Annotated in this window: 9 protein-coding genes; 6 read left to right on the forward strand and 3 right to left on the reverse strand. The window is 70.1% G+C overall.

Going from position 1 to position 15,322, the window contains the following annotated elements; genetic code table 11:
* Positions 1-63 precede the first annotated feature (63 nt).
* The 6 genes from rplA (at position 64) to GA0115240_RS30915 (ending at position 10,804) form a co-directional block, all read left to right on the forward strand.
* The gene (gene rplA, locus GA0115240_RS30885) at positions 64-789 is read left to right on the forward strand and encodes a 50S ribosomal protein L1 (protein ID WP_093741829.1); all 726 of its coding nucleotides are present in this window, start codon (positions 64-66) and stop codon (positions 787-789) included.
* Positions 790-1,157: 368 nt separating this feature from the next.
* A complete protein-coding gene (gene rplJ, locus GA0115240_RS30890; protein ID WP_093741831.1) occupies positions 1,158-1,721 on the forward strand; it encodes a 50S ribosomal protein L10 in 564 nt (187 codons plus the stop codon).
* Between the two features lie 83 nt (positions 1,722-1,804).
* Positions 1,805-2,188 carry a 50S ribosomal protein L7/L12 gene (rplL, locus tag GA0115240_RS30895; protein ID WP_093741833.1) on the forward strand — a complete coding sequence of 128 codons (384 nt, stop codon included), beginning with the start codon at positions 1,805-1,807 and terminating at the stop codon, positions 2,186-2,188.
* 511 nt (positions 2,189-2,699) lie between these two features.
* The gene (gene rpoB, locus GA0115240_RS30905) at positions 2,700-6,185 is read left to right on the forward strand and encodes a DNA-directed RNA polymerase subunit beta (protein ID WP_093741835.1); all 3,486 of its coding nucleotides are present in this window, start codon (positions 2,700-2,702) and stop codon (positions 6,183-6,185) included.
* 131 nt (positions 6,186-6,316) lie between these two features.
* Positions 6,317-10,225 carry a DNA-directed RNA polymerase subunit beta' gene (locus tag GA0115240_RS30910; protein WP_093741837.1) on the forward strand — a complete coding sequence of 1,303 codons (3,909 nt, stop codon included), beginning with the start codon at positions 6,317-6,319 and terminating at the stop codon, positions 10,223-10,225.
* A 123-nt stretch (positions 10,226-10,348) separates the two neighbouring features.
* Positions 10,349-10,804, forward strand: coding sequence for a DUF1707 and DUF4190 domain-containing protein (locus GA0115240_RS30915; protein ID WP_093741838.1), 456 nt, complete (start codon positions 10,349-10,351; stop codon positions 10,802-10,804).
* Positions 10,805-10,883: 79 nt separating this feature from the next.
* On the opposite strand, the gene GA0115240_RS30920 is transcribed toward GA0115240_RS30915, so the two are convergent.
* The 3 genes from GA0115240_RS30920 to GA0115240_RS37440 form a co-directional block, all read right to left on the reverse strand.
* The gene (locus GA0115240_RS30920; protein ID WP_093741839.1) at positions 10,884-11,846 is read right to left on the reverse strand and encodes a M48 family metalloprotease; all 963 of its coding nucleotides are present in this window, start codon (positions 11,844-11,846) and stop codon (positions 10,884-10,886) included.
* Between the two features lie 319 nt (positions 11,847-12,165).
* On the reverse strand, positions 12,166-13,278 hold the full coding sequence (locus GA0115240_RS30925) for a PE-PGRS family protein (protein WP_176725222.1): 1,113 nt from the start codon (positions 13,276-13,278) through the stop codon (positions 12,166-12,168).
* A gap of 86 nt (positions 13,279-13,364) precedes the next feature.
* A partial coding sequence (locus GA0115240_RS37440) for a hypothetical protein (protein ID WP_093741841.1) occupies positions 13,365-15,322 on the reverse strand: 1,958 nt, incomplete at its 5' end.

The raw sequence follows: 15,322 nt of genomic DNA on the forward strand, positions 1-15,322 counted from the left end.
ACCCCCTGTGGCAGGGCCCGGCTCGGCCCGCACCACGACTCCATCCATTGACAGGAGCAGCACGTGAGCAAGCGCAGCAAGTCTCTCCGCGCTGCGGACGCCAAGATCGACCAGGAGCGCCTGTACGCGCCCCTGGAGGCCGTCCGCATCGCCAAGGACACCGCGACCACCAAGTTCGACTCGACCGTCGAGGTCGCCTTCCGCCTGGGTGTCGACCCGCGCAAGGCCGACCAGATGGTCCGTGGCACCGTGAACCTTCCGCACGGCACCGGCAAGACCGCCCGGGTCCTGGTCTTCGCGACCGGTGACCGTGCTGCGGCCGCGGAAGCCGCGGGAGCCGACATCGTCGGCTCCGACGAACTGATCGACGAGGTGGCGAAGGGCCGGCTGGACTTCGACGCCGTCGTCGCCACCCCGGACCTGATGGGCAAGGTCGGCCGCCTCGGCCGCGTGCTCGGTCCCCGCGGCCTGATGCCGAACCCGAAGACCGGCACCGTGACGCCCGACGTGGCGAAGGCGGTCACCGAGATCAAGGGCGGCAAGATCGAGTTCCGCGTGGACAAGCACTCGAACCTGCACTTCATCATCGGCAAGGTGTCGTTCGACGAGACCCAGCTGGTGGAGAACTACGCGGCGGCGCTGGACGAGATCCTGCGTCTGAAGCCGTCCGCGGCGAAGGGCCGCTACGTGCGGAAGGCCGCCGTCTCCACCACCATGGGCCCCGGCATCCAGGTCGACCCCAACCGCACCCGCAACCTGCTGGTCGAAGAGGACCCCGCGTCCGTCTGACCCGCGATCCCACGGCCAGGGCCCCGCTGCCGGTTCACCGGCGGCGGGGCCCTCGCCGTTCCCCGCGGCGAGGGCCGACGGGGGCGATTTGCCCGGCGGGGGACCGGTCCCGTACGCTGCCCGAGAAGCCATAGACCGCTGGTTGTCGCCGTGCCCCGCAGGGGGTGGGGCGGCCGAAGGATCCGCTGACTGCGGACGGCCCGCGCAGGTGACCGAGAACGATCTCCGGAAGCAGTATGCCTCCGTCGAGTTCTGCCCCGTGCGCCTGCGCCGGGGCGTTTCGCATTTCGCTGCCATTCGAACTCATTCGGATGTCTCCTCCTTCAACGCCGGGCGGTCCGCAATCACCCGGAAGGAGGCCGAGACTCATGGCGAGGCCCGACAAGGCTGCCGCGGTTGCCGAGTTGACGGATCAGTTCCGCTCCTCGAACGCCGCGATGCTGACCGAGTACCGCGGTCTCACCGTGGCGCAGCTCAAGACGCTGCGCCGTTCGCTCGGTGAGAACGTCACGTACGCCGTGGTGAAGAACACGCTGACCAGGATCGCGGCCAACGAGGCCGGGATCAGCACGCTCGACGACCTGTTCGCGGGTCCGTCGGCCGTCGCCTTCGTCACCGGTGACCCGGTCGAGGCGGCGAAGGGTCTGCGTGACTTCGCCAAGGACAACCCCGCTCTCGTCATCAAGGGCGGTGTCCTTGACGGTAAGGCGCTGTCCGCCGACGAGATCAAGAAGCTCGCGGACCTCGAGTCCCGCGAGGTTCTGCTCGCCAAGCTGGCGGGCGCCATGAAGAGCAAGCAGTCCCAGGCTGCCGCGCTCTTCCAGGCGCTTCCTTCGAAGTTCGTCCGCACCGCGGAGGCGCTTCGGGCCAAGAAGGCGGAAGACGAGCAGGGCGGTGCCGGTACGCCGGCTCCCGCCGAGGCTGCCGAGTAACTGCTCGGTAGTCCAGCGGGCACCGAGTACGCCCGCCGACATGTACATCCGGCACCAGCCGAATTAGTGGAAGGACCGCCATCATGGCGAAGCTCAGCCAGGCCGAGCTGCTCGAGCAGTTCGAGACCCTCACCCTCATCGAGCTCTCCGAGTTCGTGAAGGCCTTCGAGGAGAAGTTCGACGTCACCGCCGCCGCCCCCGTCGCCGTCGCCGGCCCCGCGGGCCCGGGCGCCGTCGCCGAGGCCCCGGAGGAGCAGGACGAGTTCGACGTCATCCTCACCGGCGCGGGCGAGAAGAAGATCCAGGTCATCAAGGTCGTGCGTGAGCTGACCTCGCTGGGTCTGAAGGAGGCCAAGGACCTCGTGGACGGCGCTCCGAAGGCCGTTCTGGAGAAGGCCACCAAGGAAGCCGCGGAGAAGGCCAAGGACGCCCTCGCGGCGGCCGGCGCCTCGGTCGAGGTCAAGTAGTACCCGGCCCGACCTCCGCCGGAGCCCCGCTCCGGCACTGCTCCACCCGCCGAGGGCGGCCACCCGAATGGGTGGCCGCCCCCGGCCGTTTTCGATCTACGCGAGGCTGGGGCCTTGACGTGGGGCACGCATCGCGCAATTCTCAGGACGCGCCTGATGCGTCCTGCGTGCGTCCCCGAGATCGATCCGGGTCGGATGCATGGATCGGCGCCGAAGCGGGAATGCATGGCTATGCAGCGTGACGGACAGCGGGTCCGGGCTCCGAGGGCCGGGCCCCGCGAGGTAGACGAGGGGGCGACGATTCGGTACTCCGAATCACAGCTCTGGACATCAGTGGGCCAAGTGGCTACACTGACCCTTTGCGCTGCCTGTTAGCTGCTGCCTGGCCCGTCACCAGGAGCATGCCCGTATCTGAGCGACACTGAAGAGGCCTGTCATCAGGGATTTCTCTTCAGCTCAGGGGTGGACCGGTACGCGCGTAGTGAGTCCGAGCCCTCGGAAGGACCCCCTCTTGGCCGCCTCGCGCAACGCCTCGACTACCAACTCGAACAACGGCGCAAGCACCGCACCGCTGCGCATTTCTTTCGCGAAGATCCGTGAACCGCTCGAAGTTCCGAACCTCCTCGCGCTCCAGACCGAGAGCTTTGACTGGCTGCTCGGGAATGCCGCGTGGAAGGCCCGGGTCGAGGCGGCCCTTGACAGTGGGCAGGATGTCCCCAGGAAGTCCGGTCTGGAGGAGATCTTCGAGGAGATCTCTCCGATCGAGGACTTCTCCGGGTCGATGTCACTCACGTTCCGTGACCACCGCTTCGAGCCCCCGAAGAACTCGCTGGACGAGTGCAAGGAGCGCGACTTCACCTACGGCGCGCCGCTCTTCGTCACCGCCGAGTTCACCAACAACGAGACCGGCGAGATCAAGTCCCAGACGGTCTTCATGGGCGACTTCCCCCTGATGACCAACAAGGGCACCTTCTGCATCAACGGCACCGAGCGTGTCGTGGTGTCGCAGCTGGTCCGCTCGCCGGGTGTCTACTTCGACAGCCAGATCGACAAGACCTCCGACAAGGACATCTTCTCCGCCAAGATCATCCCGTCCCGGGGTGCCTGGCTGGAGATGGAGATCGACAAGCGCGACATGGTCGGTGTCCGCATCGACCGCAAGCGCAAGCAGTCGGTCACCGTGCTGCTCAAGGCGCTCGGCTGGAGCACCGAGCAGATCCTGGAGGAGTTCGGCGAGTACGAGTCGATGCGCGCCACCCTGGAGAAGGACCACACCCAGGGCCAGGACGACGCGCTGCTGGACATCTACCGCAAGCTGCGCCCGGGCGAGCCGCCGACCAAGGAGGCCGCCCAGACCCTGCTGGAGAACCTCTACTTCAACCCCAAGCGCTACGACCTGGCGAAGGTCGGCCGCTACAAGGTGAACAAGAAGCTGGGCGGCGAAGCCCCGCTGGACGCCGGCGTGCTCACCACCGACGACATCACCGCCACCATCAAGTACCTGGTCAAGCTGCACGCCGGCGAGACCGAGACCGAAGGCAACAGCGGCACCCAGATCGTGGTCGAGGTCGACGACATCGACCACTTCGGCAACCGCCGTCTGCGCAACGTGGGCGAGCTCATCCAGAACCAGGTCCGTACCGGCCTGGCCCGGATGGAGCGCGTGGTCCGCGAGCGGATGACGACCCAGGACGTCGAGGCGATCACGCCGCAGACCCTGATCAACATCCGGCCGGTCGTCGCCTCCATCAAGGAGTTCTTCGGCACCAGCCAGCTGTCCCAGTTCATGGACCAGACGAACCCGCTGTCCGGCCTGACCCACAAGCGCCGCCTGTCGGCGCTGGGCCCCGGCGGTCTGTCCCGTGAGCGGGCCGGCTTCGAGGTCCGCGACGTGCACCCGTCCCACTACGGCCGGATGTGCCCGATCGAGACCCCGGAAGGCCCGAACATCGGCCTGATCGGCTCGCTGGCCTCCTACGGCCGGGTCAACGCCTTCGGCTTCGTCGAGACCCCGTACCGCAAGGTCATCGAGGGTGTCGTCACCGACGACGTGGACTACCTGACCGCCGACGAGGAGGACCGCTTCGTCATCGCGCAGGCCAACGCGCCGCTGACCGAGGACCTGCGGTTCGCCGAGTCCCGGGTGCTGGTCCGCCGCCGCGGCGGCGAGATCGACTACATCCCCGGCGACGACGTCGACTACATGGACGTCTCGCCGCGCCAGATGGTGTCGGTCGCCACCGCGATGATCCCGTTCCTGGAGCACGACGACGCCAACCGCGCGCTCATGGGATCGAACATGATGCGCCAGGCCGTGCCGCTGATCAAGTCGGAAGCGCCGCTGGTCGGCACCGGCATGGAGTACCGCTGCGCGGTCGACGCGGGCGACGTCATCAAGGCCGAGAAGGACGGTGTGGTCCAGGAGGTCTCCGCGGACTACGTCACGGTCACCAACGACGACGGCACCTACAACACCTACCGGGTCGCCAAGTTCTCCCGCTCCAACCAGGGCACCTCCTTCAACCAGAAGGTCGTGGTGAACGAGGGCGACCGCGTCGTCGCCACCCAGGTGCTCGCCGACGGCCCGTCCACCGAAGAGGGCGAGATGGCCCTCGGCAAGAACCTCCTGGTGGCGTTCATGCCCTGGGAGGGCCACAACTACGAGGACGCGATCATCCTGTCGCAGCGCCTCGTGCAGGACGACGTCCTGTCCTCGATCCACATCGAGGAGCACGAGGTCGACGCCCGGGACACCAAGCTGGGCCCCGAGGAGATCACCCGGGACATCCCGAACGTCTCCGAGGAGGTCCTCGCGGACCTCGACGAGCGCGGGATCATCCGGATCGGCGCCGACGTGGTGGCCGGCGACATCCTGGTCGGCAAGGTCACGCCCAAGGGCGAGACCGAGCTGACCCCGGAGGAGCGGCTGCTGCGCGCGATCTTCGGCGAGAAGGCCCGCGAGGTGCGGGACACCTCGCTGAAGGTGCCGCACGGCGAGGTCGGCAAGGTCATCGGCGTCCGCGTCTTCGACCGCGAGGAGGGCGACGAGCTGCCGCCCGGTGTCAACCAGCTGGTGCGCGTGTACGTGGCGCAGAAGCGGAAGATCACCGACGGCGACAAGCTGGCCGGCCGCCACGGCAACAAGGGCGTCATCTCCAAGATCCTGCCGGTCGAGGACATGCCGTTCCTGGAGGACGGCACCGCGGTCGACATCATCCTCAACCCGCTCGGCGTCCCGTCCCGGATGAACCCGGGACAGGTGCTGGAGATCCACCTGGGCTGGCTGGCCAAGCAGGGCTGGGACGTCGCCGGGATCGCCGACGAGTGGGCCCGCAGGCTGGACACCATCGGTGCCGGCCACGTCGAGCCGAACACCAACGTCGCCACCCCGGTCTTCGACGGCGCCCGCGAGGACGAGATCGCCGGCCTGTTCGAGGCCACGGTCCCCAACCGCGACGGCGACCGCATGGTGCTGCCCTCCGGCAAGGCCAGGATGTTCGACGGCCGCTCCGGCGAGCCGTTCCCGGAGCCGATCTCGGTCGGCTACATGTACATCCTCAAGCTGCACCACCTGGTGGACGACAAGCTGCACGCCCGGTCCACCGGTCCGTACTCGATGATCACCCAGCAGCCGCTGGGTGGTAAGGCGCAGTTCGGCGGACAGCGATTCGGCGAGATGGAGGTGTGGGCGCTGGAAGCGTACGGCGCCGCATACGCCCTCCAGGAACTGCTGACCATCAAGTCCGACGACGTGCTCGGCCGCGTGAAGGTCTACGAGGCCATCGTCAAGGGCGAGAACATTCCCGAGCCCGGCATCCCCGAGTCCTTCAAGGTGCTCATCAAGGAGATGCAGTCGCTCTGCCTCAACGTGGAGGTGCTGTCCTCGGACGGTATGTCCATCGAGATGCGGGACACGGACGAGGACGTGTTCCGCGCGGCGGAGGAGCTCGGTATCGACCTGTCCCGGCGCGAGCCGAGCAGCGTCGAAGAGGTCTGACGGGTTGGCACCGGGCCTCCCCCGAGACCCGGTGCCGCTCCGCCCCCTGATCCGCGCACGCGGCTCGGGGGGACCCCCAGGACCCGTCCAGACCATTTTTGAGAATCAACCCGAGAGGGATTGACGACACAGTGCTCGACGTCAACTTCTTCGATGAGCTGCGGATCGGCCTGGCCACCGCGGACGACATCCGGACCTGGTCCCACGGCGAGGTCAAGAAGCCGGAGACCATCAACTACCGCACCCTCAAGCCGGAAAAGGACGGGCTCTTCTGCGAGAAGATCTTCGGCCCCACCCGGGACTGGGAGTGCTACTGCGGCAAGTACAAGCGTGTCCGCTTCAAGGGCATCATCTGCGAGCGCTGCGGCGTCGAGGTCACTCGCGCCAAGGTGCGTCGTGAGCGGATGGGCCACATCGAGCTGGCCGCGCCGGTCACCCACATCTGGTACTTCAAGGGTGTCCCGTCCCGCCTCGGCTACCTGCTGGACCTCGCCCCGAAGGACCTGGAGAAGGTCATCTACTTCGCGGCGTACATGATCACGTGGGTGGACGAGGAGCGCCGTACGCGCGACCTGCCGTCGCTGGAGGCCCAGGTCTCCGTCGAGCGCAGCCAGATCGAGCAGCGCCGGGACGCCGACGTGGAGGCCCGCCAGAAGAAGCTGGAAGCCGACCTCGCCGAGCTGGAGAACGAGGGCGCCAAGGCCGACGTGCGCCGCAAGGTGCGCGAAGGCGCCGAGCGCGAGATGAAGCAGCTGCGCGACCGCGCCCAGCGCGAGCTGGACCGCCTCGACGAGGTGTGGGCCCGCTTCAAGAACCTCAAGGTCCAGGACCTGGAGGGCGACGAGCTGCTCTACCGCGAGCTGCGCGACCGCTTCGGCACGTACTTCTCCGGCTCGATGGGTGCCGCGGCGCTGCAAAAGCGCCTGGAGTCCTTCGACCTGGACGAGGAGGCCGAGCGCCTCCGCGAGATCATCCGCACCGGCAAGGGCCAGAAGAAGACCCGCGCCCTCAAGCGCCTCAAGGTCGTCTCGGCGTTCCTGCAGACCACCAACAAGCCCGGTGGCATGGTGCTGGACTGCGTCCCGGTCATCCCGCCGGACCTGCGTCCGATGGTGCAGCTGGACGGTGGCCGCTTCGCGACCTCCGACCTGAACGACCTGTACCGCCGGGTGATCAACCGCAACAACCGCCTGAAGCGACTGCTCGACCTCGGCGCGCCCGAGATCATCGTGAACAACGAGAAGCGGATGCTCCAGGAGGCCGTCGACGCGCTCTTCGACAACGGCCGCCGCGGCCGCCCGGTCACGGGCCCCGGCAACCGTCCGCTGAAGTCGCTGTCCGACATGCTCAAGGGCAAGCAGGGCCGGTTCCGCCAGAACCTGCTCGGCAAGCGCGTCGACTACTCCGCCCGTTCGGTGATCGTGGTCGGCCCGCAGCTCAAGCTGCACCAGTGCGGTCTGCCCAAGGCCATGGCGCTGGAGCTCTTCAAGCCGTTCGTGATGAAGCGCCTGGTGGACCTGAACCACGCGCAGAACATCAAGTCGGCCAAGCGCATGGTCGAGCGCGGCCGCACGGTCGTGTACGACGTGCTGGAAGAGGTCATCGCCGAGCACCCGGTGCTGCTCAACCGGGCACCGACCCTGCACCGCCTGGGCATCCAGGCCTTCGAGCCGCAGCTGGTCGAGGGCAAGGCCATCCAGATCCACCCGCTGGTCTGCACCGCCTTCAACGCGGACTTCGACGGCGACCAGATGGCGGTGCACCTGCCGCTGTCCGCCGAGGCGCAGGCCGAGGCCCGCATCCTGATGCTGTCCTCGAACAACATCCTCAAGCCGGCCGACGGCCGGCCGGTCACCATGCCGACCCAGGACATGGTGCTCGGGCTGTTCTTCCTGACCACGGACTCCGAGGAGCGCGAGGTCATCGGGGAGGGCCGGGCGTTCGGCGCCACCGCCGAGGCGATCATGGCGTTCGACAACCGCGAGCTGTCGATGCAGGCCCCGGTCGACATCCGGTTCCCGGTCGGCACCGTCCCGCCGCGCGGCTGGACCCCGCCGGAGCCCGTCGAGGGCGACGACGACAGCCGGCCGTACCAGCTGGGCGACTCCTTCCGGCTGCGCACCACCCTGGGCCGCGCGCTCTTCAACGAGCTGCTGCCCGAGGACTACCCCTTCGTCGACCAGCCGGTCGGCAAGAAGCAGCTCTCCGAGATCGTCAACGACCTCGCCGAGCGCTACCCGAAGGTCATCGTGGCGGCGACGCTCGACAACCTGAAGGCGGCCGGCTTCCACTGGGCCACCCGCTCGGGTGTGACGGTGGCCGTCACCGACATCGTGGTGCCGGAGGCGAAGAAGGCGATCATCGCTTCCTACGAGGCGATGGACGAGAAGGTGCAGAAGCAGTACGAGCGCGGTCTGATCACCAAGCAGGAGCGCTCCGACGAGCTGATCGGCATCTGGACCAAGGCGACCAACGAGGTCGCCGTGGCGATGAACGCCAACTTCCCGCGGACCAACCCGATCTTCATGATGGTCGACTCGGGCGCCCGCGGAAACATGATGCAGATGCGGCAGATCGCCGGTATGCGCGGTCTGGTCTCGAACGCTAAGAACGAGACCATCCCGCGGCCGATCAAGGCGTCCTTCCGTGAGGGCCTGTCCGTGCTGGAGTACTTCATCTCCACCCACGGTGCCCGTAAGGGCCTGGCCGACACCGCGCTGCGCACCGCCGACTCGGGTTACCTGACCCGTCGTCTGGTGGACGTCTCGCAGGACGTGATCATCCGCGAGGAGGACTGCGGCACCGAGCGCGGTCTGAAGCTGCGGATCGCCAGCCGCGGCGAGGACGGCACGCTGCGCAAGACGGACGACGTCGAGACCAGCGTGTACGCGCGGATGCTCGCCGAGGACGTGGTGGTGGACGGCAAGGTCGTCGCGACCGCCAACGTCGACCTCGGCGACGTGCTGATCGACCAGCTGGTCCGGCTGGGGGTCGAGGAGGTCAAGACCCGCTCGATCCTCACCTGCGAGTCGGCCGTCGGCACCTGTGCCTTCTGCTACGGCCGCTCGCTGGCCACCGGCAAGCTGGTGGACATCGGCGAGGCCGTCGGTATCATCGCGGCCCAGTCGATCGGTGAGCCCGGCACGCAGCTGACCATGCGTACCTTCCACACCGGTGGTGTGGCAGGTGACGACATCACGCAGGGTCTGCCGCGTGTGGTCGAGCTCTTCGAAGCCCGTGTCCCGAAGGGTGTCGCCCCGATCTCCGAGGCGGCCGGCCGGGTCCGGATCGAGGAGACCGAGAAGACCAAGAAGATCGTCGTCACCCCCGACGACGGCGCCGACGAGATCGCCTACCCGATCTCCAAGCGCGTGAAGCTCCAGGTGGGCGAGGGCGACCACGTAGAGGTCGGCCAGAAGCTCACCTACGGCGCCACCAACCCGCACGACGTGCTGCGGATCCTCGGCCAGCGCCAGGTGCAGATCCACCTGGTGCAGGAAGTGCAGAAGGTCTACAACTCGCAGGGTGTGTCGATCCACGACAAGCACATCGAGATCATCATCCGGCAGATGCTGCGCCGGGTGACGATCATCGAGTCGGGTGACGCGGAGCTGCTGCCCGGCGAGCTCGTCGAGCGGGGCCGGTTCGAGCAGGAGAACCGCCGGGTGGTCACCGAAGGCGGTCACCCCGCCTCCGGCCGGCCGCAGCTGATGGGTATCACCAAGGCGTCGCTGGCCACCGAGTCGTGGCTGTCGGCGGCGTCCTTCCAGGAGACCACCCGGGTGCTGACGGACGCGGCGATCCACGCCAAGTCCGACTCGCTGCTGGGCCTGAAGGAGAACGTCATCATCGGCAAGCTCATCCCGGCCGGTACGGGTCTGTCCCGCTACCGCAACATCCGGGTGGAGCCCACCGAGGAGGCCAAGGCCGCGATGTACTCGGCCGTCGGCTACGACGACATCGACTACAGCCCCTTCGGCACCGGCTCCGGCCAGGCGGTCCCGCTGGAGGACTACGACTACGGCCCGTACAACGGCTGAGGTCATGGGCTGAGGTCGCGGGCTGAGTCCGCCGCGGCCCAGCCGGGCCCGTCCGGGCCCATCAGATGAACGCAGGGCGGTCGTTCCTCTCCGGGAGCGGCCGCCCTGCTGCATGATGGAAGCATGCTTGCCGGTGATGCGGATCGTGAGCGAGCGGTGCACGTCCTCAAGGACGCGTTCACCGAGGGGCGGTTGACCCTGGACGAGTACGAGGACCGGGTCGGCCAGGCGTACCGGGCGCGTACGTACCAGGAGTTGGACGTTCTCACCGCGGACGTGCCGCGCCCGAGACCGCCGGCTCCCGGGCCGGCGATGCGGCCGTACCCCTATCCGCTGCCACCGCCGCCGCCCAGGACCAATGGCAAGGCGATCGCCGCGCTGGTCTGCTCGCTGGCCGGCAGCGGCCTGTGCGGGGTGGGGTCGGTGGTGGCGGTCGTCCTGGGCCATAGCGCCAAGCGGGAGATCGCCGCGAACGGTGACGACGGCGACGGACTGGCCACCGCCGGGCTGTGGATCGGTTACCTGGGCATCGCCTCCTGGGCGCTGCTCTTCGTGTTCAGCGTGATCGCCGGCAGCTGACGGGCCGGCCGGTCCGCCGCGCGGAATCCCCCGGGGTGCGCCGGGCGGTCACCCCCCTCCGGTGACCGCCCGGCGCGGCTCAGCGGGACGGCTCCAGGTACGGCCGCAGGTGGTGGAGCCGGGTGTGGTAGTCGGGGTGCGAGATGAGCAGCCTGGCCAGCAGGGCCGGTTCGCCCGACGGCGCGGCGGCCCCGTGGGCGGACAGCGCCCGGGCGGCGGCGCGCTCGGCCTCCTGCTCCTGGGTGTGCATGGCGCCCAGCACCTCGGCCAGCATCGGCCCGAAGCCCAGCGCCGCCGCGTGCTGGTCGGCGCGTAATTCGGTGCGGCGGCCGACCGCGGCCAGCAGGTAGGGCGCGGCCAGCAGCGGGAGCAGGATGAGCCAGTAGTGGGCGGCGAAGGTCAGCACCAGGCCGCCCAGGACGGCCAGGACGATCACCGCGGCGCACCCGTTGACGCGCGCTCCGAGCAGCAGCGCGAAGCGCGCCACGGCCCGGACCGCCGCCCAGGCCAGGCGGCCGGGCAGCCCGTACCAGTAGCCGAGCAGCGACGACCAGGCGTGGCCGCCGGTGTGGTGCCCGAGCTCGTGGGCCAGCACGGCGGCGAGCTGGCCGCTGGGCAGGGTGTCGAGGGAGAAGCGGGTCACGCCGACGATGTGACCGGCGGCGGCCAGCGCGTTGAGCTCGTCGCTGTCCTCGATCCACAGCTCGTACTTCCGGCTCTCGACGCCGGCCCGGGCGGCCACCCCGCGCCACACCGGCTCCAGCCGGGCCCGCTCCTGCGGGGTGGGGTAGCGCAGATGCAGCAGGTGGCGGGCGAAGACGCCCTCGGCGGGCGGGTGGAAGACCAGGGCGCCCGAGCCGATCCAGAGCAGCACCAGCACCCAGCCGATACCGGCCGGCAGCAAGGTGGTGGCCACCGCGACGACCAGCACCAGGCTGACCAGCAGGCTCGGCAGGTGCAGCAGCAGCTGGCCCCAGGCGGTGGCGTCGGCGCCGCGCTGGCGCTCGGCGAGGTGGACCCGGCCCGGCTGGTCGAAGTCCATCTCATGGGGGTGGGGGCTCGCAGCGGCGGGGACAGCGGCGGGCGTGGGCGTGGGCCTAGGCGTGGGCGTCGGCGGGGGAGGGGTCGCCGGTACGCCGGCCCCGGGGTACGGCGGCGGGACCGGGGTGGGCGCCTGGGTGGCCCCGGGGTACGGCGGGGGTGGCGGCGCGGAAGCGGCCGGGGCCGCGGGCACTATGGGGTAGGCGGGGTCGGGTGGGACGGTCATGACGATGGGCCTTCCGAACAAGTCCGAACAAGGGTGATGTCGCGCTGCGCGCACCAGTGCGTGACGCCGGGCCGGTGGCCGGCCGCGGCCGCCGTTACGGCTGCTCCGCCGCTGGAGCGTCCTGATCAGCCGGCGGCCGGTCGGCGGCCCCGCCGTGGGACCCCTCCCAGGGCAGCCCGCCCGGGGCGGGCGGGGTCGGACCGGCGCCCGGCAGGTTCCGGGTGAGGACCTCCTCGACGATGTCGACCGCGTACTTGTTGATGCTCTCCCGCTGGTAGTCCTCCAGGCCCTCGCCCTTGAGCACCTCCATGGCCACGCCCATCTGACTTCTGATCAGGGCGAGTTGGTCCTGCCGGAGGTTCTCCATCACCAGCCGGGAGTCCTCCGGGTGCTGGGAGAGGTGCAGCGCCCAGGCGGCGACCCCGCCGTGCTGGAGGTAGTGCTGGTAGTAGGCGATCTTCTGCGCCTCCAGGCTCTGGCGTTCGATCTCGGCGCGGCCCTGGAGCATCGCCAGCTCGTGCTCCTGCCGGGCCCGGGCGGCGACCCGTTCGGCCTGGAGCCGGTCCTCACGCATCGCCAACTCATGCGCGGGGCCGAGCCGTTCGTCCGCGTACCGGGTCTGACGCAGCGCCTGCTGATGGGTGATCGCCTCGTCGTCCACCCGCAGCCGCAGCGTCAGGTCCACCCGCAGCCCGATGTCGCCACCGAGCGGGCCGGCCTTCTCCACCGCGTCCAGCGCGGCCCGCTCGGCGGCCGAGCCGTGGTCGATGGGGAAGCTGCGGCTGCGCGGGCGGACCAGCTCCTCCAGCCGCCGGGTCAGCAGCGCCGGCACATCGCGTTCGCCGCTGGCCACGAACAGCTCGGGCCGGACGACCTGCCAGCTCAGCTCCAGTTCGCCCGAGAAGTCGAAGGCGTCGTTGTCGCTCGGCAGCCGCAGGGACACCGCGTCGCGGTGGACACCCATGTCCACCTCGTAGACGGCGGTGTACCGCTTGGCGGCGACCTCGGACCGGGTCGGGCGGCGCGGCGGGAGGTAGGCGTCAAAGCCGCCCCGCCCGGTGGTGAAGACCAGCGCGTTGTCGATCCGGGTGTAGTGCTTGCGGTACTCGAAGCGGGTCAGCTGGCGGACCGTCAGTACGGGGTCGCGCAGCGTGCTGTGCCGGTCGGCGCCCTGGTCCCACTCCGGGGGGCGGCGGAAATCCGCCATGGCTCATCTCTCCTTGCTGTTCCGGTGCCTTGCTGTTCTTGTGCGGTACTGCTCTTCTGGGGTGCTGTTCTCGTGCGGTGGGCGCACTAGAGGACGGCGAGCAGCCGGTCGGCCACCGCCGGCGGCGGCCCGCCGCGCTTGCCGTGCAGCGTCCGCAGCAGGTGGCTGAGGCGCTTGCGGTCGTCGCCGGTCACCGCCATGGCGGGCAGCAGCCCGGCCAGTGCCCGTTCGGCCGCCGGGTCGGTGTCGGCCTCCCGTACCCAGCGGCGGAGCGCCCCGAGCGCGTCGCCGGTGTGCGACAGATCGCCCAGGGCGGTCCGCCACAGCGCTGCCAGGTGGCGGTCGTCCTCGGTGCTGCCCAGCGCCGCCGCGTCGGCGTGCCAGCGCAGGAGCAGCAGGTCGTCGGTGTGCTCGCAGGCCAGCACGAAGGCCCGCAGTGCCATCCGGCGCACCGGCGGCCTGTCCTGGAGCAGGTCGACCAGACCGGCCAGGACGACGGCGCGGACCTCGCCGGCCGGGGCGGTCAGCAGCAGCGCGACCGACTGGGCGATCTCCTCGGCGTCCTCCTCGCGGCCCTGGGCGCGGGCCGCGTCGGCGAGCGCCTCCAGTGCCTCGGCCGGCATGTCGGTGCCGACCAGGGCGTACGCGCGGATCGCCGTCCAGCGCAGCCGCTGCTCGGGCTGGTCCTTGTCGCACCAGGCCCGCAGAATGCCGGGGACGTTGGGGACACCGAGGGCGTGGGCGAGCGCGAGTGTGTTCGCGGCGACCAGGCAGAAGCGGTAGCGCTGGGCGCGTGCCCAGCCCTGCACGATCAGCGCCATGGCCGACGGCAGGTCGGCGTGGACCAGGACGGCGGCGGTGACGGCGGCCCTGGTGCGGACCAGCGGGCGCCCGTCGTCCGCGAGCCGGCGCAGCCACTCGATCAGGGCGGGCCGCGCGGACGGGTAGCCCGTCCACACCTCGCGGAGCAGGACGACCGGCGCCAGCGGCTGCTCGAAGGCGGCCTTGTACTGGCCGACCGGGCCCCACTCGGTGTGTTCCTCCTCCTCGTAGCCGCGGGCACGGGCCAGCAGCAGCCGCTTGGTGATGGAGGTGCCGAAGACCGGGATCCGCGGCCGGCTGCCGGGGTCCTCGGTCCGCTGCAGCGCGGCCAGCAGTTCGTCGCTGAGTTCGGCGGCCAGCGCGTAGGGCGCCTCGTTGAAGGCGGCGAGCGAGACCAGGAACGCCTTGTCGCGCAGCGGTGTCACCTCGTCGTCGAGCCACTCCCGGACCTGTTCGGTCACCGCCGCCAGGCCGAAGTCGCGCAGTTCCCGCGCCGTGCGCTCGCCCCGGGCGTAGCCGGCCAGCGCGGCGGCGAAGGCGGCGGCCTCGCGCAACTGGTGGTGGTCCCGGGCCAGGAAGTCGCGGGCCGGCTCCAGTGCGAGCAGCTCGCGCTCGCGTTCCGGATCGTCCACCCGCCGGTGCAGGTGGGCCCGCAGCACCGCTTCGGGCGCCGGCGGCCGCCACTCGACGGGATCGACGCCGTGCAGCGAGGCGTACAGCCCGGTGGTGATCACCAGATAGGCGTTCTTCGCCGCCAGCATCCCCCGCACGCCCAACAGGTCGATGTCGCGCAGCGGCTTGTCCCGGTCGGTCGCGAGGTCGCCCAGCAGATATCCGCGGGCGTCCCCGGTCAGTGCCTTCTCCAGCTCGGCCGGCGGGGTCTTCGGGTCCAGCGCCCGGACGGGGGCGGCGCCCAGGCCGCGCAGCAGCATCAGCGCGGCGCTGCGGCGGCCGGTGAACGGGGCGCCGGACAGCACCAGGACGCGCTCCTCGCGCAGCCGGGCCAGCGCCGCGTCCAGCTGCCCGGGGTCGCCGGTGAACACCGCGGCCAGCTCCGCCAGTTCGGCGGGCGGCAGCTCGCCGGAGGTGCGGGCCGGGCCGGAGCGGTAGTGGTGCTCGACCTTGCTGCCCATGATCACGTCGCCGCCGACCCGGCCGCCGCGCACCCCGATCTGGTCGCCGGCCGCCAGCCCGCCGCCGAAGCGGGTCCCGGCGTGCAGGT

It is taken from the genome of Streptomyces sp. DvalAA-14, from assembly GCF_900091855.1.
Lineage (GTDB): Bacteria > Actinomycetota > Actinomycetes > Streptomycetales > Streptomycetaceae > Actinacidiphila.